Source organism: Cellulophaga sp. F20128, from assembly GCF_023015805.1.
GTDB lineage: Bacteria > Bacteroidota > Bacteroidia > Flavobacteriales > Flavobacteriaceae > Cellulophaga.
The window spans coordinates 38,470-60,788 of the sequence record NZ_JALKBA010000006.1 but is presented as its reverse complement, the minus strand read 5'-3'; the positions used below and the strand labels follow the sequence as shown (position 1 = coordinate 60,788).

The window sequence follows — 22,319 nt, the reverse complement described above, 5'->3', positions numbered from 1 at the left end:
GTAATAAAATCAATTTTTTAATATCTTTTACTTATAGTATTATTGATAATATATTGTTGTTGCTCTTTTTTTTATATCTCCTAGGCTTTTCAATTGAGTTCAGCACCCTAAACTCCGTACTTTAGCAATTAAAGATATAGGTTGTGTAACAAAAAAACAACACTATTTACCAGTGTATTTAATTTATACTTTATGCGGCTAACTTTTTAATCATTCCATTGAATATAAATATATGAAAAGGAAGTACACTATACCAATATAATCTTCCGCCCAAACCTTTTGGTCTAAATGTTGCCGTTTGCTTTAGTATATCGTCTTCAATTTTAAACTCTAACCAAGCCTCTCCGGGTAATTTCATCTCTGCATATAAAAGTAATTTCTGTTGTTCTTTATTGGCATAAATAACCCGCCAAAAGTCCAAAGCATCGCCTACACTTAAATCGGTAGGACTGGTTCTTCCTCTTCGCAATCCAATACCTCCAAAAAGTTTGTCTAAATAACCTCTGTATTTCCATAAAATAGTGCCGTAATACCAACCCGTTGGTCCACCAATTGACCAAACCTTATCTAAAGTCTTTTTTTTATCAATAACCTTACGTTCTTTATAATCGATAAAACAGCCAAATTTAGGAACATTTATATAGTTGTGAATGCTTCCTTTTAACCGGCCACTACTCACTACGGCATCTTTCCAACTAGATAGAATACTGTTCTGTTCAATTTTCTCAAAAGCCAATTCCACAGCTTCTTTGTAACTAATTGGCTCAATGTCTAAAATAGCATTTATCTCACTGGGTTTTCCAATAATTTCTACCCCCATACTATCCACAAGGGTAGCTGCGAGTTTATAGGAGGTAGAGGTAACAAAATACAACCAATACGAGGATAATTTTGGGGTCATTACCGGTACGGTAATTATATGCCTTTTTAAACCTCTTACCTGAGCAAATTGTAACAACATTTGTTTGTATGTAAGTACGTTTGGACCAACAATGTCAATGCCTTTATTGTATAATTCTTCCTTGGTAATAGCCTTCGATAAAAAGAGCAATACATCTCTGACTGCTAAAGGTTGTGTTTTTGTGTTTAACCATTTAGGCGCTATCATTACCGGTAATTTCTCTACAAGATCTCTAATGATTTCAAATGAAGAGCTTCCAGAGCCCACAATAATTCCGGCTCTAAAAGTAGTTAAAGCGTATTTTTTAGAGGCTAAGGTTTCTTCTACTAATTTTCTAGACGATAAATGTTTAGATAACTTAGGGTCATTGGTAATTCCACTTAAATAAATAAGCTGTTTCATAGCAGTAGTCTCCATATAGCCTTTAAAATTGATGGCACACTGTTCTTCTAGGGATTTAAAATTACTAGATGAATTGGACATCGAATGGATTAGGTAATACGCTACATCTATGTCTTTAGGAATACTTCCTAAGGAAGTAGCATCGAGAAAATCTGCCTCTACAACTGTAATTAATGGTTCATTTTTATACCATTCCTCTGCACGTAATTCATCTCTAACAACACAAACAACAGTATGACCCTCTTGTATTAAAAGAGGCACCAATCTTTTGCCTATATAGCCTGTTGTACCTGTTACTAGAATTTTCATTTTAAATGATTAATAGGTAAGTTTTATAAGTGTTTGCCTTATGAATTACAGTGCCAATGCCTTTATTTATGGCAAATGGACCTACAAATATACAAAATTGTCTAACTTTTAACTATAAAAAATAGACAAAATTATATTATGAGGAATTCCCATCATCCAGTAATTGTTTATTTGTTAGGGTTTACCTAAAATTTAGACATAATTAATAGATTAGAAGTACTATTGTATATCTTTAAAAAAATACCGTAAAATAATAGTTAAAAATGCAACTGAAATACCTTTTCCTTTTCGCCTATATGGGTGCAATAAATATCATTTTTTCACAGTACAACGTAAAATTGGCTGGGAATTTACCGGAGCAATTAACGGAATCTTCAGGTTTAATATTTTACAACAATAAGGTTGTAATGCATAATGATTCTGGTCATACCTCTCAGTTATTTGAACTAGACCCCGTTACAATGAAAATTGTCAGAACCGTAACTATTTCCAATGCAGAAAATGTGGATTGGGAAGATATGACTCAAGATGCACAATTTATCTATATTGGGGATTTTGGTAACCATCGCGGAATTAGAAAAGACCTATGTGTTTACAAAGTATCCAAGGCAGCATTTGATGCTTCCACAACGGTTGAGGCCGATAAAATTTATTTTTCTTACCCAGACCAACCCAATACTAGAACTGCAAAGAGTGATTTTGATGCAGAAGCACTGATTAGTTCAGAGGATTATCTTATGGTTTTTACCAAACAGTGGAACAGCCAAGGCACCGCAGCTTATAAGATTCCAAAGGATGCCGGGTCGCATATCGCTACAAAAATGGGGAAATACCATAGTAATGGAATGATAACGGGTGCTACCTACAACCAAAAAGAAAAGAAGGTGGTTTTATTAGGGTACAATCTCTTAATGTTGCCCTTTATTATTGAAGTAAGTGATTGGTCTGATGAAAACTTTTTCTCAGGTACCATAAAACGAACAAATTTAGAAATTGGTTTTATTCAGGCAGAGGGAATAACGGTCCTAGATGCTAAAAATTATTTTATTTCTTCAGAATCTTTTCCCATGATGGGGACAAAAGCAAGTTTATTTTCACTTTCTATCGATAACTAAATTGGGTAAATTTTAAGAAATACTTAACAGTTGTGTTTTTCTATCTGTGTATTTTTAAACCAACTTAAAAACGAGATAAAATGAAAAAAATAGTAATAGTATTAATCGCAATGTTTGGTCTATCTGGAGTGCAAGCTCAGTTAGAAACGCCTCAACCGAGTCCGTTTACCAAAATAGAACAAAAAGTAGGTTTAACAGATGTTACTTTAGAATATTCTAGACCCTCAATGCGGGGTAGAGAAATTTTTGGAAACTTAGTGCCGTTTGATAAATTATGGAGAACAGGAGCTAATAAAAATACAACCATTACGTTTAGCGACCCCGTTACTATAGGAGGGAAGGAATTGAAAGCGGGCACTTATGCTGTTTTTACGAAACCAGCTGCTTCAGTTTGGGAGGTTATTTTTTATACGGATGCCAATAATGGGGGGACACCTCAAAACTGGGATGCCTCTAAAGTGGCTGCATCAGTTAAGGCTACTGTTATAAAAATGCCTGTAAAAATTGAAACATTTACCATGACTTTTGACGATTTGGCTTCCGGTTCAGGTGTATTAGGAATTTTATGGGAAGACGTTTATGTAGGAGTAAAATTTGAAGTGCCAACAGACAAAAAAGTAGCTGCCGCTATTACTAAAACTATGAACGGACCTACTGCTAGTGATTATTATGCTTCTGCAGTGTATTATGCGCAAGAAGGAAAAGATATTAACCAAGCTAAAGTTTGGATGGAAAAAGCGATGAGTATGACCGAAAAACCAGCCTTTTACCAGCTGAGACAATTGTCATTAATTTACGCTAAATCTGGTGATACGAAAAAAGCGATCAAGACTGCTAAAGAATCTTTAGAGGCTTCTAAAGAAGCTAAAAATGCAGATTACGTTAAAATGAATGAAGACTCTTTAAAAGAGTGGGGGGCAAAGTAATTGCTGCTAGAATTATAAAAGCCCGTAACCTACAATTGTAGGTTACGGGCTTTTTTTATAAATTAGGATTTAATGGTAGCACCATTTTTCATCATTCTATCAAAACTTTCTAAAAAGATAGAGATGCCAATAACCAAAGCACAACCAAAAGCATTGAGCCATAGGTAAGACATCCAATCTAACCACCAGCCTATAATTACAATCCCTTGCGTAATTACAGCAGCGACAAAAACGGCATTGCCTTTAACATATTTAAAAAAGAAGGCCAATAAAAAGATCCCCAAGACATTACCATAAAAAATGGAACCAATGATGTTTACCAACTGAATTAAATTATCAAACAAGCTGGCTACACTAGCAATGGTGATGGCCACAATCCCCCAAATTAAAGTCAAGATCTTAGATGCTTTTACATAATGCTCGTCGGTTTCATTATTCTTAAAGTTTCTTTTGTAGATATCCAATGCGCTTATAGTACCTAATGCATTTAGTTCTGAGGCTGTTGAGGACATAGCAGCCGACAGGATAACGGCTAATAATAACCCTATAATTCCTTGTGGTAAATAATTTAATATAAAATGAATAAAGACGTAATCTTTATCATTGGTCTCTATACTACCATCGGCTTGGGTAATCATTACTTTTGCCGCATCTCTCCCTAACTTTTCCTTTTCATTTAAAGAAATAATCTCTTTTTTGGCGCTTGCAAGAGCTGCGGCATCATTAGCATCTAATGCTTCTGAGAACCTTGTTTGTACAATTTGTTTTTGGTCAGATATTTTTAAGTGTTCCTCTTGCAATAGTTTATAATCATCAGCATAGCTAGAATTGCTTACAACGGCCGTTGCTGCAGGATTAAAATTTAAAGGAGAGCTGTTGTACTGATAAAATACAAAAACCATAACCCCAACCAAAAGAATAAAAAACTGCATGGGTATTTTAAGGATACCATTAAAAATTAAGCCCAGTTGACTTTCTCTTACGCTTTTACCGGAAAGATAGCGCTGTACCTGACTTTGGTCAGTTCCAAAATAAGACATAAACAAAAAGAACCCACCGGTAAGTCCGCTCCAAACGGTATATCTACTTTGAGTGTTGAATTCAAAATCTAAAATATTTAGCTTGTCACTAGCTCCAGCTACTTTTAGCGCCTTACTAAATGTAATATCCGACGGTAAGTATCCTAAAATAAAGAAAAAAGCAACAAACATACCAATCATGATAATAAACATCTGTTGTTTTTGTGTAACACTCACTGCCTTGGTGCCGCCAGATACTGTATAGATAATCACCAAGATACCAATAAGGATATTAAGTATTCTAAGGTCCCATCCCAAAACGGCAGATAGGATGATAGAGGGCGCATAAATTGTTATACCCGCCGCCAGGCCACGTTGAATTAGGAAAAGGAAGGCCGCTAATGTTCTTGTCTTTACATCGAACCTATTTTCTAAAAACTCATAAGCGGTATAGACTTTTAGCTTGTGATACAAAGGAACAAATACAATGCAAATAACAATCATGGCAAGTGGGAGTCCAAAATAAAATTGCACAAATCCCATCCCGTCATGGTAGGCCTGACCAGGAGTGGATAAAAATGTAATGGCACTCGCTTGAGTAGCCATTACAGACAGCCCAATGGTCCACCATTTGGATTGGTTTCCTCCTAAGACATAATCATTAACATTTTTGCTTCCCCTTGTTTTCCATACACCATAACCTACAATAAAAAGTAAAGTTCCAATAAGTAAGTACCAATCTAATGTTGCCATACTATCCGTAGATTTTCATTAGTATATAAAAAGAAAGAGTATAAATTGCATTCAAAACTAATACCCAATTGTATTCTTTTTTCCAAATAAATTTTTCTTCCATTTTTCTAATTTTTAATTACTGCTTTTTAAAGATAGCATGTTTGCAAACAGTTTGTAAGCGCCGGGAACCCCTGCTGGTAGCTCTCTAAAAAAACTTAGTCCCGTGTAGATATAATTTCCTTTGCCATAAGGGGCTACAATTAGGCTGCCAGTTTTAGCAGATTCTCCCTTGTCTGCCATAGATAGGATAGGGGTAAACTCTGTACTCCATTCATTTGGAAAATACAAACCGCGTTCTTGGACCCAATTTTCAAAATCCTTTGTTGTTATTTTATTGGGAAAATTTACAAGTGGATGATTGGTTGCCAAGATTGAAACCGTTGCATTTTCATCCGTAACTCTGTCTCTTGATAATTGCATAGGGTAGGGAGATAGGTTTTCTACACCTACACCATTTCTACCAGCCGTATTGTATTGAATAATTAAGTTGCCACCATTTTTTACATAATCCAATAAAAAACGTTGTTTAAACTTTAGATCGTTTACCACATTGTACGCACGAATACCAACAACAATGGCATCAAAATTCTGTAGCAACTCCTCATTAATAGCACTAGGATCAATCAAAGATACTTGATAGCCTATTTGCTCTAAACTTTCAGGAACATTGTCGCCGGCACCTACAATATAGCCTATTTTCTCTCCTTCTTTTTTAATGTTAAGTCGCACTACCTTGGTTTCCGAAGGTAAAAGAAGGGATTGGGTTGGTATGTGATCATAGGCAATTTCTACCAGTTCCTTAGTGAGTTCCTTACCATTCACCTTCACTATTGGAGCAATGTAATTTTCTGCTTCATTTTGTGGAGGAGATAATTCAAAAAGTATGGTTTTGGTGTCTCCTTTTTTAGAAATATGAAACGATTTTGTATCCTCTTTTACCTGCCATTCTTGGGAGTAGCACAATTGAACCTCGCCCTTAACATTATCTTTTAAGGCTTTAATTGTTACAGGGATTTCCTTTGTCTTGCTATCAGAAAAAATAATAACCTTGTCTTTAATACTAACACTAGCATCAGGCAGAATTTCAAAAGGCCGGTACAACTCTCCTTTATCGGGCTCTGAGTAATGATATACCACAGGCTTTTTAATATGTAAGGTATACTTGTTAATCTGCAATTCAAAAATTGCCTGGTAGGCGCCTGGTGTTTCTGGTTTGCCAATTAGTGTTTTATCTGCTACAGTATACATCCCTAAACTTCCTTTTTCCATTAGCCAGTACGGACTTGTATATCCTATATTATTTGGCACAGAAACCTCTAAGTTTAAATTTTGTTTTATATTATTTTCCAGGGATAGGTTGGGGCTTAACTTGGTATTTCCAATCTGAACAGATTTTAACACAATGGCATTAGTGCTTCTGTTTAACACTTCAATATTTACTTTAAATTTTCCGTTAGGAGTACTATTGGTGCTATTGGCATTTGCTTCTAAATACAAGCCGCTAATGGCAGTTATAATGGATTTTAATTCTTCAGATTTCTGTTCTTTCCAATGCTTGTCAGTCGATTTTTGTAATAGTTGGTACGCCTCAATTAATTGCGGTAAATGAACTGATGGTTCTTTGAAATTAAAATTGGTTTCCACTTCATTTAGTAGTTTGCCAATTGCTTTACCACCTTGTATTCTTGTCCATGTGGTATTAATGCCTTCAAAAATATTAGTATTGGTGGGCATGTCACCCTTTAACAATTCTATATATTCACTCTGACTTCCTCGAGTTGCTATTCTTCCAAAACCTTGACATAAATGTTGACTACTAGCTAGGGATGCAATTTCATTATTAGAAACACCTAACATAGGGTAATAGACGCCAACGTCTAGTTTTAGCAAGTTGCTTTTATCTGCTTTGTTAAACGCTTCTTCACTGGCATAGAACCAAGAAGAGGTGTTAAAAAACAAACGTTTGGGTTGCCAAGTGTCAGTATAAGTTAACTGTTCTGGGTAGGCAGTACTATTGTTTACCAAATCAAAAGCTTCTATACTAAGCATGGCAGACGATGTATGGTGGCCGTGGGTAGAACCTGGGTTTTCGTGATTAAATCTATTGATAATTACATCTGGTTTAAACTGTCTAATAATTTGAACCACATCACCCAACACTTCTTTTTTATTCCATATGGCTAAAGTTTCATCGGGGTGTTTAGAATATCCAAAGTCGTTTGCTCTCGTAAAAAACTGTTCTCCTCCATCTATATTCCGTGCTGCTAGCAATTCTTGTGTTCGTAAAACCCCTAGTTGTTCGCGAATTTCTGGACCAATTAAATTCTGCCCTCCATCTCCTCGCGTTAATGATAAATAGGCAGTTTTAGCTTTGACCTCATTCGATAAATAAGAAATTAATCGTGTGTTTTCATCATCTGGGTGAGCGGCTATATAGAGCGCAGAACCTAAAAAATTTAATTTTTGTATGGAATGATAGATCTCTGATGATGATTTTTTTTTAGGAACTTGTGCAGTTCCTAGATTGAAGCATACAATAGAAAGTATGCAACAAACCAATACATGGCGCATAAATTTTAGTTTAGGTTGATAACCAAATATAAGAAGATAAGTGGCTTTCTTGTCAATTTTAAAGGTTCTTTAACATCTTTTAAATGAAATCACCTTCACCAAAATCATCTGCCTCCTTATTGATGATTACAACCCCTTTTTGCAACAATAAGTTGTTGGGGTAGGTAAGTAACTCACCTTTATCATTTTTTAGATAGATATGGTAAGCTTTAATGTCTAAGATATCTACTTCTTCTGAGAAATCTCCATCCAATATTTTTATGCGGTCCCCTATTTTAAAGGGAAAGGCAAAGAAGAGAATAACACCAGCAGTAATATTACTTAAAATAGACCAAGACGCAAATAAAGCAACGCCTATTACAGCAAATACGGAGGAGAAAATTAGTCCTAGATCTTTAAAATCTACGCGCCAAATATAGCTAATAACAAATACGCCTATAGCAGTGAGTGCAATGGATGCATATTTAACGATTAATTTTGTTCTAACCTTGTTGATGTCTCCAATTTTACCAATTTTTCGTATGGCTTTGGCGGTACTATACCTCAAGATAAAAAAGGCGGCCAAACAAATGGAAGTATTAATAATTTGGTCTGTGTTGTCCTGTATAAAATCTCTCATAATCCTAAACTATCCCTTAATGGTAAATGTTTGTTGCTGTTTTGTTGCCAATAAGCTGTGTTTATCCTATTAATTTTAGTAGCTGTGGTTGTTAAAACCTTGGCATCTTGTCCGTAACCACTTTTGTAGGTTTCGGTCCAGCCCTCTATGGTATGTGGAAAAAGTGTGGTGTATTTAATAGTTAAGCTACGTTCTAACTCAGGGTAATCTAAGCGGTAGGCCGTTAGGTCTCCTTGATTGGTAATCGTTGCATTAGCGGTATAGGCCTTTAGTTCATTATGGCTAAATCGAAGATATTCCAAAGCTGGAATTATCTGTAGTTCTCCCGTTGGCATATCCGATGGGTGGATGCGAATTTTACTCCAAATTTCATTTTCTAAGGTATTCTTTTTTAATGAAAATTGCTGATCTCCTTCACTTTCAAAATAAGAAAAAGTAGCGATTTCAAAATCTTCCTTATTATTTATCTGAGCAAATACTTGTCCGCACCATTCCTGAACAGAATTAGTAACTTTTAAGGCATTACTATTGTCTGCCACAGGGTAAAAAGTACTGGTCATTACACTGTAGGGGTAAATCCCTGTTAAGAAACTTTTGGTGGCATTTAATTTTAGTACCGATACATTGTCTGGGCTAGCGGCATCTGCTTTTACTTGTTTGCTGGCCTTAAAGGGCTCAGTAACATAAATTAACATGGCAGTTCCGTTGCGTAACTCGCCGTATCTTGCCTGTTCTAAGGAATACGAGGTGACTTCTGCTTGGCCAGCATACCAATATTTTTTAAACTCGGTCGGAAGCGGTTTTGCCTTTGGTTTCGCTGTTTTAACTTTGTTGTCTTGTATCTGGGATTCGTGTTTACAGGAAAACGCACAAAGCAGTAGCGAGAAAAGCGCTGTTTTAAATAGTATATGTTTCATATTGACCTAAATTTAGTAGTAAAATTGATACTAGTATTTGGGTATAAAAGTAAGGTTATTTTGTTTATATATTTATGGCTTTTGAAGTTGTATTTTTTAAATTAATCACATAATATGTAAGTAAATTCTTTAAAAATTTGTTTAATTAACGTTTTTTTTGTAACTTTTTGAAACCTAAATTTAGTAAAGAAAATAAAATAATATTTGTTTTAAAAGTAATTATAACAAATTTGATAATATCAAACTTTCAATTTTTATTTTGGTTCTATCTAGAAGTTGAAAGTTGATTTATTTTAATATGACATCAATCACTTTTAATAAGCTCTAATTCTTTAAGAGAAAAGTTTACAGACGACCAAATTTAAGTCAAAAAAATTGAAATCTAATTTCGAAATAAAAACTTTTAGAATCAAGTTTATATACTAAAAAGGAGTAGAATAAAATTAATTTGGATTGAATGAAAGCGTAATTTAAACTTAAACGTTATGGATATATAACAATTATTTAGACGACCTTATTTAGTAAGCTATTTAGCTTTTCTAATAATTTTAACTTCCTGTAATGGAGATGAATCAGTTTATGAAAATGAATTTGAAAATTTTACAAGTATTGATTACAAGGAGATGATAAATAACCTAAAGAATGATATTGATTTGGTAATTTTTGAAAGTCAACCTGAAGGCGTTTCATTGGAAGATTATAAAATTAAACTTTTAAATGGGGAATTAACTTTATCTGAGGATCAAACAAATAAAATTTTATTTATATCTAATAAGCTAAATGAGTATGGTAAATTCTTAGCACAAAAAAATAATATAGCAATTGATGTAAATGATGATAATGCAACAATTGCATTAGGTGGTCTATATGCACCTGAAGATAATTTAGATGATAAGTTCTCCAAATTTAACCCAAAAAATAGAGATAATATTTACTCTAAAATAGATGGTGGGGACCTTCTAGTTTGTGCCGCTGTTGCCATAGGTGCAGATGCTCTATGGGCATTAGGAGGCTCGTCTGTTTCAACTTGGAGTGTAGCGGCTATGACAAAAGCATTCTCTGCAGTTGCAAAAAGGTTTTTAGGCCCAATTGGTGTTGCAATAGCGGTGATTTCTTTTGGGATTTGTTTGTCACAATCAACTTCATAAGCTATGTATTTATATATTACCTTATTTCCGCTAGTTGCTTATGTGCTTCATCTTAGGATTAAAAATATTATGAAGGCCCTTAAAGACAATAAAAAAATAAAAAGTGAAATACTATTATTTACATTTACCCTTTTAATCATAGCATTTATTATTTATTTTGTTGAATTAAATGGTTTGTAAACTTACATAACTCAGTATTTAACCACAAAGGATAAGATCTTATTTTTTTAGATTTAATTCTTATCTTTTGTGGTTATTTTATAATAGTAAAATTTCACTTATACGGCCCCGCATAAATGACCAATTAAATAGATGCTAAGGTTTTATACACCAAATGCGTGGGTAACCCAACAACATTGGGGTAGGAACCTTGTATTTCTTCAATAGCAATTAATCCTATCCATTCTTGAATCCCATATGCACCAGCCTTATCTAGTGGTTTGTAGTTAGCTACGTAGTGTTTAATTTCATCTAAATGCAATGCTTTAAATTTCACTTTGGTGATGTGACGCACTATTTTTTGAGTGTTTGTTGTTGTAAAACAAACAGAAGTAATTACCCGATGCCAAGAATTGGATAGTTTCTGCAACATAGCAATAGCTTCTGCTTCATCCTTGGGCTTGCCCAGTTGTTCGTTATTGTGCCAAACGATGGTGTCTGATGTAATTAAAATATCATTTTCTACCAGTTCATTTTTAAAAGGTGCTGCCTTTAATAGCGCCAGATAATTGGTAATTTCCTCTTCTTGTAAATGGTTAGGGAATAGTTCTTTAACTGGTTTTAAAACAATTTTAAAATCCAATTCCAGCTCTTTAAAATACTGCTGTCTTCTCGGGGAAGCAGAGGCTAAAATAATCGTATGGTCTTTCAGTGTGTCTTTAAGCATCTATTAATCGTTTTTAGCACTAAAATTATCAAACCATTTTCCCTGTACTTTTAAAACTTGTTCAATGACATCCCTCACGCAACCATCGCCTCCGTTTTTATGGGAAATATATTTACTTATATTTTTTACTTCTGCCACAGCATTTTGCGGGCAGGTTGGCATTCCAATAAGTTCCATTGGAGGTATGTCAGGCAAGTCATCACCCATATACAAAACGTTTTCTGCCGCAATATTTTTGTTGTTTAAATACTCATTGAGCTGTATGGTTTTATGGTGTGCTCCCAAATAGATGTCAGTAACGCCTAAACCTTTAAATCGTGCCCGTACACCTTCACTTGTTCCTCCTGAAATAATACAAACATTAAATCCTTTGTCTATCGCCGTTTTTAAAGCATAACCATCTTTTACGCTCATTTTACGCAATAATTCGCCACTTTCCGTAATTAAAATGGAGTTGTCTGTGAAAACGCCATCTACATCAAAGACAAATGTGGTAATAGTATGCAAGTATTCTTTATAACTTTTTTTCATAGGTGTTGGTAATTGATTTGCTAATTGCAGTATATATTTCTTTGTAGCTCGTATTTGTTAATTCTTTTAAATGGCGATCTATGGTGCCAATATCATTGCGTTTTGCAGGTCCAGTTTGCGCGTTGTAAGGCGATAGGGAATCCAGTTTTTGTGCTGTTTCTTTAAGTAAAGGGGATAAAATGGTAAATGGTACATTATTTTCCTTACATATTTGCTCAGCAATATAATACATATGATTTGTAAAATTGTTTGCAAAAACAGCAGCTAAATGCATGGACTTACGTTGCTCTGAGGTGATATGAAAGACCTTGTTCGATAGTTTTTCAGCTAGGTTCTGAAGTACAAGCAAATCGGACGTATTTTGGGCCTCAATACAAATGGGTACTTCTTTAAAGTTTATAGGTGTATCGTTGCTAAAGGTTTGTAAGGGGTAGAAAGAACCTTTTCTATTTTTGTTCGCCAATGCATGTATAGGAACGCTTCCTGAGGTATGAACCACTAATTTATTAGTAAAAGGCAACGCAGATGATATGGTATCAATAGAATCGTCTGAAGTAGCGATAATATAAACATCAGCTTCAATTAGTTTTGAGAGGTCTGTTGTGCTATTTAGCGCTTTAGGAAAAGCGTTTAATTTGTTCTGTGTTCTATTGTATAACTGAGAAACGGTAAAGCCATCAGCACTATTAAAGGCTTTGTATAAATGGGTCCCTATATTACCTAATCCAATAATAACTATGCTAATCATACTGCAAAAGTACAGTTTATCTGCTTAATTTTTTATTCTGCACAAGCAATTGTAATTGCATGGGTGTGTCCAGCATCAGTTGTGGAGGCAATAACAATAGACAAGTTGATTTTTAAAGTTGTAAAATCTTCAGAAGTTAGGGTAACGCTATGTGCATGACCGGCAGTACCTTGAATGTCATACGTTTTACTTGTACCAGCAACTACCTCTGCTTTAGAAACAGTTAGTACATGTCCGTGATTGCCACTAATTGTACTTTTTGTGCCATTTTCCAAGCAATTTCCCTTGGGGACCGTAGTTTCATCTACAGGCGTATCAGAATTAGAACAACTAAAAAATAAGCATAAAAAAAGGCTTACAATAAAAGTGCCGAGGCCATTTTTAAGTACAATGTTGTTATTCATAATTCTGTGTTTAACTAGTGTTTATTAACTGTTGTTTCTTAATTTTACAATGTTATTACATTTATCAGTTAATTATACGAAGTTATACAATATTACATGAAAAAGAAGGAACTAACAAGCAGGGAGGATGTATACGAATTGGTAGCCACTTTTTACACTAAAGTAAGGGGAGACAAAGTTTTAGGTCCAATTTTTAATGGAATCATTACGGATTGGGAGCATCATTTGCAGCATTTGACTGACTTTTGGAGCAACCAATTGTTTATTGAACGAGGCACCTATAAGGGAAACCCTATAGCAGTACATCAAGAAGTAGATAACTATACAAATAACACCATTAACGAATTGCATTTTGGTATTTGGATAAACCATTGGTTTGCCACTCTAGATGAGCTTTTTGAAGGAGATAATGCTAATATCGCTAAAAACAGAGCTAGAAACATGGGCACAAACATTCATCTTCATATTTTTCAGGCCAGGAATAAAGAAAATTAAAAAACTAAAATATTGTATTTTCATTAACATTTTTAATAAGCTATGTCTTGTAAAAAGTCGTAAAAAGGACGTATTTTTGCGAACCGGATTCACTAAGTTTCAGTCAGAATGATAAATTTAATCAAGAAGTTCTTTTTCTCTACACGTTTAATGTCTTTTCTTTTTATTGCCTTTGCTGTTGCCTTGGCTTTTGGGACCTTTATAGAAAGTTGGTACAGTACAGCAACCGCGAGAATTTGGATCTACAACACGCTGTGGTTTGAAGCCATTATGCTATTTTTTGTTATCAACTTTATGGGTAATATGTTTAAGTATAGGCTCTTTAGAAAAGAAAAATGGGCTGTTTTACTTTTACACTTGTCTTGGATTTTTATTATTGTTGGTGCATTTGTAACCCGGTATATTAGCTTTGAAGGAATGATGCCTATTCGGGAAGGAGCAACAGAAAATGTTTTTTATTCCGATAAAACCTATTTCACTGCCTTGGTTTATGGCGATGCAGACGGTACTAGGATGCAAAAAGAAATTCAAGAACCTATTTTGGTGACATCCGAAGGTATCATGTCTAGTTTTCCTGTGGCTAATGAATTTAAAGGACAAGATTTTAGCATTTCTTATGCTGGTTTTATTGACGGGGCAAAAGAAGGTTTAATTATAGGGGAAGAAGGCAACCGGTTTTTAAAAATTGTTGAATCTGGTGAAGGTGGTAGACACGATCATTATTTAGAAGAAGGCGTTGTACAAAGTATACACAATGTTTTGTTTGCATTAAACAGGCCTACAGACGGAGCAATTAATATTACCGCAACCGATTCTGTTTATTCCATTTCATCTCCTTTTGAAGGGACCTATATGCGTATGGCGGATATGTTAGAAGGTACGGTTCAAAAAGACACCATACAGAAATTACAATTGCGTTCCCTATACCAAATGGCAAACATGCAATTTGTAATGCCCGATTCTTTGGTGCAAGGAAAAAATGGAATTATACGTATTCCGGACGAAGAACGTACAGAAAATATGGCCGATGCATTAATCGTAGATGTTACGTCTAATGGAGAAACGGTACAGAAAAAATTATTGGGCTCTAGAGGAATGGCAGTTTATTCTGATGAGTTTAATGTAGGGGGATTAGATTTTGTGTTGAGTTATGGTTCTAAGGTGTACACCCTGCCTTTTGGTATTAAATTGAATGATTTTATAGCCGAAAAATATCCAGGCACAGAAAGTGGCTATGCTTCTTTTATGAGTAGGGTTACGGTTGAAGACGAAAAATCATTTGATTATGATATTTTCATGAATAATATACTAGATCACAAAGGATATCGCTTTTTTCAATCTGGTTTTGATCCTGATGAAAAGGGAACAACACTTTCAGTTAATCACGATTTTTGGGGAACTAATATAACGTATTTAGGGTATTTTATGCTGTACGCTGGTTTAATGGGGATTATGTTTTTTGGAAAAACGAGATTTAAAGATTTAGGGGCTTCTCTTGAAAAAGTGAAAGCTAAAAAAGCAAAAATGACAGCGCTGTTATTTTTAATGTTTTTGTTTGGTATACAAGCCCAGGAAGTGGCAGACAGCCACTTGCACAATGATATTCCTACACAAGACCAAATAGATTCTATTATTTTAGCCTCAGCGGTATCCAAAGAGCACGCTGCAGCATTTGGAAAATTGGTTATTCAAGATGATGGTGGGCGAATGAAACCTATCAATACCTTTACCTCTGAATTACTCCGGAAATTAAGCCTTAAAAATGGGTATTTAGGACTAAATCCAGATCAGGTATTTTTATCGATGATGTCTAGTCCAATTTTGTGGTCTAATACCAATATTATTGCCTTAGATAAAAAGGGACAGAACGATAGTATTCGTCACGTTATAGGCGTGCCATTGGATCGGAAAACTGCCAAATTGATTGAATTCTTTGATGAAGAAGGAAACTACAAACTGTCGCCTTTTTTAACGGAGGCTACGTCTACCAATAACCCAAATAAGTTTCAGCAAGATTACAAGGATGCAAACATTCGTTTAGGACTTTTAAACAGGGCTTTAAGTGGTGAAATTGTAAAAATATTTCCGCTGTTAGACAATGAAAATAACAAATGGATTTCAGCTTTAGAATATCGAGGAGGACAATATCCTGTATCGGATTCATTGTATGGTAATTTTATTAAAAATTCTATTCCCTATTACATGATGACCTTGCAAAAGGCCAAAGAATCGGGCGATTATACAGAAGCAGATAAATTATTGGCAGCCTTTAAGAAAAACCAGGAAAATCACGGAAAAGAAGTGTTGCCTTCCGATAGAAAAATTGAAACAGAAGTTATTTATAATAAGCTAGACATTTTTAATATTCTCTACAAGAGTTATGCTATTTTTGGAATATTATTATTCTTTGTACTTATTTTTCAGATTTTTAAAGATCGCAGTATCTGGCGAGTGGCCATTTATTTCTTAAAAGGAACTATATTCTTATTATTTATTTGGCATACTGCAGGACTTGTATTGCGCTGGTATATTTCAGGTCATGCACCTTGGAGTGATGCTTATGAAAGTATTATCTATGTAGCCTGGGCAACCTTAGGTATGGGCTTATTATTTGCTCGAAAAAGTAACCTAACCATTGCAGCGGCAACTTTTGTAACGGCTATGCTGTTATGGATTGCACATCAAAACTGGGTAGATCCATCCATTTCTAATTTAGTACCCGTATTGGATAGTTATTGGTTAATGATACACGTATCAATCATAGTTGGAAGCTACGGGCCTTTGACCGTTGGAATGATATTGGGCGTGACCTCGCTTATTCTTATTATTTTAACCAATAAGAAAAACAAAGCTCGTATGGATATTAATCTTAAGGAGTTAACAATCATCAATGAACTGGTATTAACAGTTGGTTTGGTTATGCTTACCATAGGGAATTTTCTAGGAGGTATGTGGGCCAATGAAAGTTGGGGTCGTTACTGGGGTTGGGATCCTAAAGAAACATGGGCTTTGGTTTCTATTATGGTCTATGCCTTTGTTATTCATATGCGTTTGGTGCCTGGCTTACGGAGCCGCTGGTTGTTTAACTTTTTTAGTGTAATAGCCTTTGCCAGTATTATGATGACTTATTTTGGTGTGAATTTTTATTTGGTAGGCTTGCATAGTTATGCGAGTGGAGCACAGGTAATTACTCCGGTATTTATATATTATACTATTATTGGTGTTTTTGTACTTGGTGCAGTTAGTTATTGGAGGTATAAGGTAAATTACTCCAAATAATTACTATTTGCCACCATTGGCCTTTAGATCTGCAAGGCATTGTGCATCTAGAGTGGGGATTGTTCCGCCGCTAATGGAATTAAGGAGCCCTTCACCGGTTTCAGCTGTCCAATACATAAGGCAATCTGCTACGGAGCAGTGTTTGCTGTGTTCCTTATCTTGATGTGTAGTTTGCATGGGTGACCCTAGGTTTACTAAGCCCAATAAGTGAGCAAATTCATGGTTTAGTACCGTAGACGTTAGTGTAGTTGTACTTGGAGCCAATGGTTGGCGACTAAACCGCTTTACCGTGTTTTCAAAAACTACAAAAGAAGTATTGCGATAGGCAATTCCTAAGACTGAGCCATTTTCTGTGTTTCCGGAATAGTCACCATCTAAAAATAACCCAAAAACAGCAATTTCTTTTCCAAAATTATATTTGGTACGTATGTTGTCTTCTATGGCTTTAATCTCCGATACAGTATAGGTTTCCTTATAGGGAACTGTAATTTCTTCGAGTATTAATTCAGACCCTTTGGGTTTATTTAGTCTTTCTGTAATAAAAGTTTTAAAATTAGTGATGGTCTCTTCTGTTGGTTTAAACCCTTTCACATAAAAGAGCTCATACACAATCTTATCGTAATTTTCATCAGATAGCAGGTCGTTTGCAGCGCTTCCGGTTTCTTGTTTATTTAATGTTTTGTCCACTGCGGTAAAGGATTCCTCCGTTTCGCTTAAAGTATCAGTACCGGTTGTAGAACAGGCACTTAAAAGAAGGGAGAATAGGTATATTAGGGTGAATTTTATGTTGTTCATAGTCCCGGTTTTTAAGGATATCATCTATACGTATAACGTTTACTTGCGATGAATAGTACAGTTTGGATTTATTACCGTAGAATACCTACTAAATTTGTAACTTTGAAGGGAGACATAAACCATTCTGAAACTTAAAAACGAAGTTGAAATGCAGAACAATAAGCCAGGAATTAATACCATTTGTACACATTTTGGAGAACTAGAAGATACACAATTTAAAGGGGCGGTTTCTCCGCTCTATATGAGTTCTTCCTATGCTTTTGATGGGGTAGATGTAAAAAGGTACCCTCGATATTTTAATACCCCTAACCAAGAGGCATTATCAAAAAAAATAGCTGCCCTTGAAAAGTGTGAGGCTGTTTTAATTTTTGGTAGTGGTATGGCCGCAATAAGTACAGCTTTATTTGCTTTTTTAAAAGCGGGGGATCATGTGGTTTTGCAAAAAACCTTATACGGTGGCACCTATAATTTGGTGCAAGAGGAGTTTGAAAAATTCGGGATCGAATTTTCGTTTACGGACGGATTGCAGTCTTCAGATTTTGAAAAAAAAATACGATCTAATACCAAGGTACTTTATATAGAAACACCATCCAATCCTTTATTGACCATAACAGACCTGAGTGCTATTTCAGCCTTGGCTAAAAAGCATAATTTGGTATCTATGATAGACAATACATTTGCTAGTCCGGTGAATCAAAATCCGGCAGATTTTGGCATTGATGTAATTATTCATAGCGCAACCAAATACATGGGGGGGCATTCAGACATCTGTGCAGGGGCTGTTGCATCTACAAAGGAACACATAAATAGAATTTTTCAACTGGCTAAGAATTTTGGAGGCAGTTTAAGTGATTATACGGTGTGGTTGCTAGAAAGGAGTATAAAAACAATGGGGATACGGGTAAAAGCCCAAAATGAAAATGCCCAACGAATGGCCGAATATTTATACAATCATAGCGATATTTATAAAGTGTATTATCCAGGGTTGCCTTCGCATCCCGATCATGAATTGGCAAAATCTCAAATGCGTGGTTTTGGAGGGATGTTATCTTTTGAATTAAATACCGACATAGATGCTATGGACTTTCAAAGAGCCTTGGAATTAATTAAACCTTCCATGAGCTTGGCGGGTGTAGAAAGCACTATGCTGTCACCTACGCAAACATCTCATTCGTTATTGAGTCCCCAAGAAAGAGAAAAACAAGGTATTAAAGATGGCTTAATCCGGTTTTCAATAGGAATAGAAGAAGTAGAAGACCTTATTAAGGATATTGAACAAGCTTTAGAAAAAGTAAAATAAAATAAGCAGTATGAAATTAGATATATTGGTATTTGGAGCACACCCTGACGATGCAGAATTAGGAGCAGGAGCAACGGTAGCGAAAGAAATTGCCAAAGGAAAAAAAGTTGGATTTGTAGACTTAACTAAAGGAGAACTAGGTACTAGAGGTTCTGCAGAAAAACGAGATAAAGAAGCCAAAGCAGCAGCTGCAATTTTAGGAGTAGTTGTGCGTGAAAATTTAGAATTTGCAGATGGTTTTTTTAAGAATGATACGAAGCATCAATTGGAAGTGATAAAAATGATTCGTAAATATAAACCAGAAATTGTATTGTGTAATGCAATAGAGGATAGGCATATAGATCACGGTAAGGGGAGTAAATTGGTGAGTGATGCTTGTTTTTTAAGTGGATTGATGAAAATTACAACGGCTATCAATGGTGTGGCCCAAGAAAAATGGCGTCCAAAGCTGGTGTATCATTATATTCAATGGAAAAATATTGAACCCGATTTTGTAGTTGATGTTACGGGATATATTGAAACAAAATTAAAGGCTGTATTGGCGTATGATTCTCAATTTTTTGATGCCAAAAGCGATGCCCCGCAAACGCCTATAAGTAGTCCTAATTTTATAGATAGTGTAACCTATAGAGCTAGAGATTTGGGTAGATTAATAGGGGTAGAGCATGCCGAAGGATTTACAGTAGAACGATATGTAGCTGTAGAAAGTCTAGATGATTTAATCTAATCGTATTAACCCGCAATTTGTTGGTGGTAATTGTCCTGGCCTTTAGGAATGGTAAAATAAAAGCTAGTTCCTTTGCCAATTTTACTTTTTGCCCATAAATTGCCACCGTTGTTTTCTAGCATTTCTTTACATAACGAAATGCCTAAACCTGTACCTTTTTCATTGTTTGTGCCAAAGGTTGTATAGGTTCCGTTTTGCGCAAATACTTTGTTTAAGGCCTCATCACTCATGCCTATTCCTGTATCTTTTATAGTGACTTCTATAAATTGGTACTTTACTTGGGCATCAACCGTTATAACACCCCCTTTTGGTGTAAATTTTAACGCATTGCTAATGATGTTTCGAATCACAATATCTATTTGGTCTGGATCAGAGAAAATGTGAAGCCTTTCTGGCATTTCATTGACTAAAATTATGGACTTGTTTTTCGCCGTTTCAGCAAGTAAGTTAATATTGTTTTCAACTAAAGAGTTTAGTTCAACTGTAGTAGAATTGGTTGTGGCACCATTCATTTGTGTTTGCCCCCAAGAGAGCAGGTTGTTTAAGGTAAATGAAATATGGTCAACATCTTTTATCAACTTCGGAACAAAATCTCTAAATTCAGAGATTGCAATGTCTCCAGATTTCATCATATTAAGTACATCTAGTAATGCACCAATAGGACCTCTTAAATCATGGGCAATGATAGAAAACAACTTGTCTTTTGTTTGGTTTATTTCTTCTAATTCTTCCTCTCTGTTTTGCAGGACCACCTGCTTTAATTGCAATTCTGTGTTTAGTTTTTTATGTGCTTTTCTACTTTTAGACATCATAAAGGTAATTACACTCCAAATAAGTAAAATAGCAATTATAATATACACGAAACTCTGTTTTTTTGCAAGCTCTAACTTGCTCACAACAGCAGATGTCTCTTTTTGGCTATCTCTGTCCATTTTGGTTTTTAACATGCGTAGGCTATGCCCGTTTTCTGTTTTAGAGAGAGAATCTGTTACTTGTTTATAAACCTCTAGGTATGTCAGCGCGTTTTCATAGTCATGCTTTCTCTTTCCAATTTTATACAGGATATTGGACGCAATTTCAACATTTGATATGGAATTAATGTTTTGAGCTTTTGTATAGGCTTCTACAGCATAAACCTCAGATATACTATCCTTTTCAAGACCGTAGTAAGCGTAAGATAAACCATTTAGTAGTTCTATTTTACCTCTATTGTTTTTAATTTTATTGTAGAGTAGTGCGCTTTGATCGTACCAGCGAATTGCCCAATCGTATTTTTGTTGTTTCAGATAAATATCGCCCTTAATTCTATAAGAGTGTGCAATCCACCGGATATTATTATACTCTTCAAAAATTGTGATACTCTTGTTAATATTGAACATGGCGTGCTCAAAATTTCCGATCTCACCATATACTGAGGCAAAATTGCTATACGTTTTAGCAGAATTTAGATCATTGGCAATACTATCATTTAATTTTATGGATTTTTTTAAAAAGACGAGGGCTTGCTCATAATCTTTTTGAGCCTTGTATAAATTAGCAATGTTTTCATTCATAACAGCCAACATTTTTAAGTTGCCTGCATCAGTAGCCAATTCTACAGCTTCCAAATAAATGGAAAGCGATTTTGCATAGTTGCCATTATAGTAATAAGAACGCGCAAAACTATTCATAATAGCCAATTGAATATTTGAACCAGATATATTTTTGCTTTCAGTTAAAGCCTTCTTGTAATAGCTAATAGCCTCTTTGTTATTCCCATGATCTGAATGATAATTGGCAAGCAATAGAAGCGCATTACTTTTCCCAGCTGTATACTTAATTTCTTCACTTAGATGTAATGCTTTGTTTGCGAAAAATAAAAGACTATCCGTTTTGAAGTACCTTAGATGTAACGCTTTTTCATTGAGAGCCTTGATGTATGTTGTATCTTTTGCGGTTTCTGATTTTTTTGAGTTTAACTCAAATGTAAATGACGAACTCGATGTTATAGACGCATGCAGTACAGCAGCTTGTGTGTAGATGCTTATAATAGTTACAATAGCTAAAATTTTCTTTAGGTAGATGATTCGCAATTTATGGGCGCTTATTGAGAGCATTGAATTTTTAATAATTTCTGTGAATTTAAATAGAGGCTTGATGAATTACTAAATAATGTTGTGAAACACCATATTTTATGTGTTTGATGGTGTTTTTTGTGTGTTTCATCGATGTTATTAAAGGATTATACCAAGTATTCATTCTCATAACGAACAGTGTACAGTTTTATTTGTGTTTAATATGAAAATATTATCTATTTTTTTTGATAGATAAAGTAAAAAAAATTACCTTTGCAACCGCTTACAAATGGTGGTTGTAGCTCAGCTGGTTAGAGCATCGGTTTGTGGTACCGAGGGTCGCCGGTTCGAACCCGGTCTTCCACCCAAAAAGCAAAG

18 protein-coding genes and 1 tRNA gene are annotated in these 22,319 nt (G+C 35.0%); 8 read left to right on the top strand and 11 right to left on the bottom strand.

Annotated elements, in window-relative coordinates; all coding sequences use genetic code 11:
* Window positions 1-190 precede the first annotated feature (190 nt).
* On the bottom strand, window positions 191-1,612 hold the full coding sequence (locus MWU65_RS07870) for an SDR family oxidoreductase (protein WP_247076743.1): 1,422 nt from the start codon (window positions 1,610-1,612) through the stop codon (window positions 191-193).
* 263 nt (window positions 1,613-1,875) lie between these two features.
* On the opposite strand from MWU65_RS07870, the gene MWU65_RS07865 reads away from it, so the two are divergent.
* Together MWU65_RS07865 and MWU65_RS07860 are read left to right on the top strand one after the other, a co-directional pair.
* On the top strand, window positions 1,876-2,727 hold the full coding sequence (locus tag MWU65_RS07865) for a T9SS C-terminal target domain-containing protein (RefSeq protein WP_247076741.1): 852 nt from the start codon (window positions 1,876-1,878) through the stop codon (window positions 2,725-2,727).
* An 80-nt stretch (window positions 2,728-2,807) separates the two neighbouring features.
* Window positions 2,808-3,653, top strand: a complete 846-nt coding sequence (locus tag MWU65_RS07860; RefSeq protein WP_247076739.1) for a DUF2911 domain-containing protein — start codon at window positions 2,808-2,810, stop codon at window positions 3,651-3,653.
* Between the two features lie 62 nt (window positions 3,654-3,715).
* Here the strand turns inward: MWU65_RS07860 and MWU65_RS07855 are convergent, their stop codons facing one another.
* From MWU65_RS07855 to MWU65_RS07840, 4 genes are all read right to left on the bottom strand, one after another.
* Window positions 3,716-5,425 carry a sodium:solute symporter gene (locus MWU65_RS07855; RefSeq protein WP_247076737.1) on the bottom strand — a complete coding sequence of 570 codons (1,710 nt, stop codon included), beginning with the start codon at window positions 5,423-5,425 and terminating at the stop codon, window positions 3,716-3,718.
* Window positions 5,426-5,539: 114 nt separating this feature from the next.
* Window positions 5,540-8,038 carry a PIG-L family deacetylase gene (locus MWU65_RS07850; RefSeq protein ID WP_247076735.1) on the bottom strand — a complete coding sequence of 833 codons (2,499 nt, stop codon included), beginning with the start codon at window positions 8,036-8,038 and terminating at the stop codon, window positions 5,540-5,542.
* A 79-nt stretch (window positions 8,039-8,117) separates the two neighbouring features.
* Window positions 8,118-8,657: a mechanosensitive ion channel domain-containing protein gene (locus tag MWU65_RS07845; RefSeq protein WP_247076733.1), complete on the bottom strand. Its 540-nt coding sequence runs from the start codon at window positions 8,655-8,657 to the stop codon at window positions 8,118-8,120.
* The gene (locus MWU65_RS07840; RefSeq protein WP_247076731.1) at window positions 8,654-9,574 is read right to left on the bottom strand and encodes a septum formation inhibitor Maf; all 921 of its coding nucleotides are present in this window, start codon (window positions 9,572-9,574) and stop codon (window positions 8,654-8,656) included. The genes MWU65_RS07845 and MWU65_RS07840 overlap by 4 nt, the downstream gene beginning before the upstream one ends.
* Before the next feature lie 623 nt (window positions 9,575-10,197).
* Between MWU65_RS07840 and MWU65_RS07835 the strand changes: the two genes are divergently transcribed.
* Entirely contained in the window at window positions 10,198-10,722 is a 525-nt protein-coding gene (locus tag MWU65_RS07835) for a hypothetical protein (RefSeq protein ID WP_247076729.1), read from the top strand.
* 304 nt (window positions 10,723-11,026) lie between these two features.
* On the opposite strand, the gene MWU65_RS07830 is transcribed toward MWU65_RS07835, so the two are convergent.
* The 4 genes from MWU65_RS07830 to MWU65_RS07815 are packed head-to-tail and all read right to left on the bottom strand — an operon-like array spanning window position 11,027 to window position 13,291.
* Complete coding sequence (locus tag MWU65_RS07830) at window positions 11,027-11,608, bottom strand: Maf family nucleotide pyrophosphatase (RefSeq protein ID WP_247076727.1); 582 nt, start codon at window positions 11,606-11,608, stop codon at window positions 11,027-11,029.
* Window positions 11,609-11,611: 3 nt separating this feature from the next.
* The gene (locus MWU65_RS07825; RefSeq protein ID WP_247076725.1) at window positions 11,612-12,139 is read right to left on the bottom strand and encodes an HAD hydrolase family protein; all 528 of its coding nucleotides are present in this window, start codon (window positions 12,137-12,139) and stop codon (window positions 11,612-11,614) included.
* Complete coding sequence (locus MWU65_RS07820) at window positions 12,123-12,887, bottom strand: Rossmann-like and DUF2520 domain-containing protein (protein ID WP_247076723.1); 765 nt, start codon at window positions 12,885-12,887, stop codon at window positions 12,123-12,125. Before MWU65_RS07820 ends, MWU65_RS07825 begins: the two co-directional genes overlap by 17 nt.
* Window positions 12,888-12,919: 32 nt before the next feature.
* On the bottom strand, window positions 12,920-13,291 hold the full coding sequence (locus MWU65_RS07815) for a hypothetical protein (protein ID WP_247076721.1): 372 nt from the start codon (window positions 13,289-13,291) through the stop codon (window positions 12,920-12,922).
* Window positions 13,292-13,387: 96 nt separating this feature from the next.
* On the opposite strand from MWU65_RS07815, the gene MWU65_RS07810 reads away from it, so the two are divergent.
* Both MWU65_RS07810 and ccsA read left to right on the top strand, forming a co-directional pair.
* Window positions 13,388-13,786, top strand: coding sequence for a group III truncated hemoglobin (locus MWU65_RS07810; protein WP_247076720.1), 399 nt, complete (start codon window positions 13,388-13,390; stop codon window positions 13,784-13,786).
* A gap of 108 nt (window positions 13,787-13,894) precedes the next feature.
* Window positions 13,895-17,065: a cytochrome c biogenesis protein CcsA gene (gene ccsA, locus MWU65_RS07805; RefSeq protein ID WP_247076718.1), complete on the top strand. Its 3,171-nt coding sequence runs from the start codon at window positions 13,895-13,897 to the stop codon at window positions 17,063-17,065.
* 3 nt (window positions 17,066-17,068) lie between these two features.
* Here ccsA and MWU65_RS07800 read toward each other — a convergent pair whose 3' ends face one another.
* On the bottom strand, window positions 17,069-17,860 hold the full coding sequence (locus MWU65_RS07800; RefSeq protein ID WP_247076716.1) for a membrane metalloprotease: 792 nt from the start codon (window positions 17,858-17,860) through the stop codon (window positions 17,069-17,071).
* A gap of 148 nt (window positions 17,861-18,008) precedes the next feature.
* Between MWU65_RS07800 and MWU65_RS07795 the strand changes: the two genes are divergently transcribed.
* Together MWU65_RS07795 and bshB1 are read left to right on the top strand one after the other, a co-directional pair.
* The gene (locus tag MWU65_RS07795) at window positions 18,009-19,160 is read left to right on the top strand and encodes a PLP-dependent aspartate aminotransferase family protein (RefSeq protein ID WP_247076714.1); all 1,152 of its coding nucleotides are present in this window, start codon (window positions 18,009-18,011) and stop codon (window positions 19,158-19,160) included.
* 10 nt (window positions 19,161-19,170) lie between these two features.
* A complete protein-coding gene (gene bshB1, locus MWU65_RS07790; protein WP_247076712.1) occupies window positions 19,171-19,887 on the top strand; it encodes a bacillithiol biosynthesis deacetylase BshB1 in 717 nt (238 codons plus the stop codon).
* 5 nt (window positions 19,888-19,892) lie between these two features.
* Here bshB1 and MWU65_RS07785 read toward each other — a convergent pair whose 3' ends face one another.
* Window positions 19,893-21,983, bottom strand: a complete 2,091-nt coding sequence (locus MWU65_RS07785) for a HAMP domain-containing sensor histidine kinase (protein WP_247076710.1) — start codon at window positions 21,981-21,983, stop codon at window positions 19,893-19,895.
* A gap of 249 nt (window positions 21,984-22,232) precedes the next feature.
* On the opposite strand from MWU65_RS07785, the gene MWU65_RS07780 reads away from it, so the two are divergent.
* A tRNA-His gene (locus MWU65_RS07780) sits at window positions 22,233-22,308 on the top strand.
* Window positions 22,309-22,319: the final 11 nt, after the last annotated feature.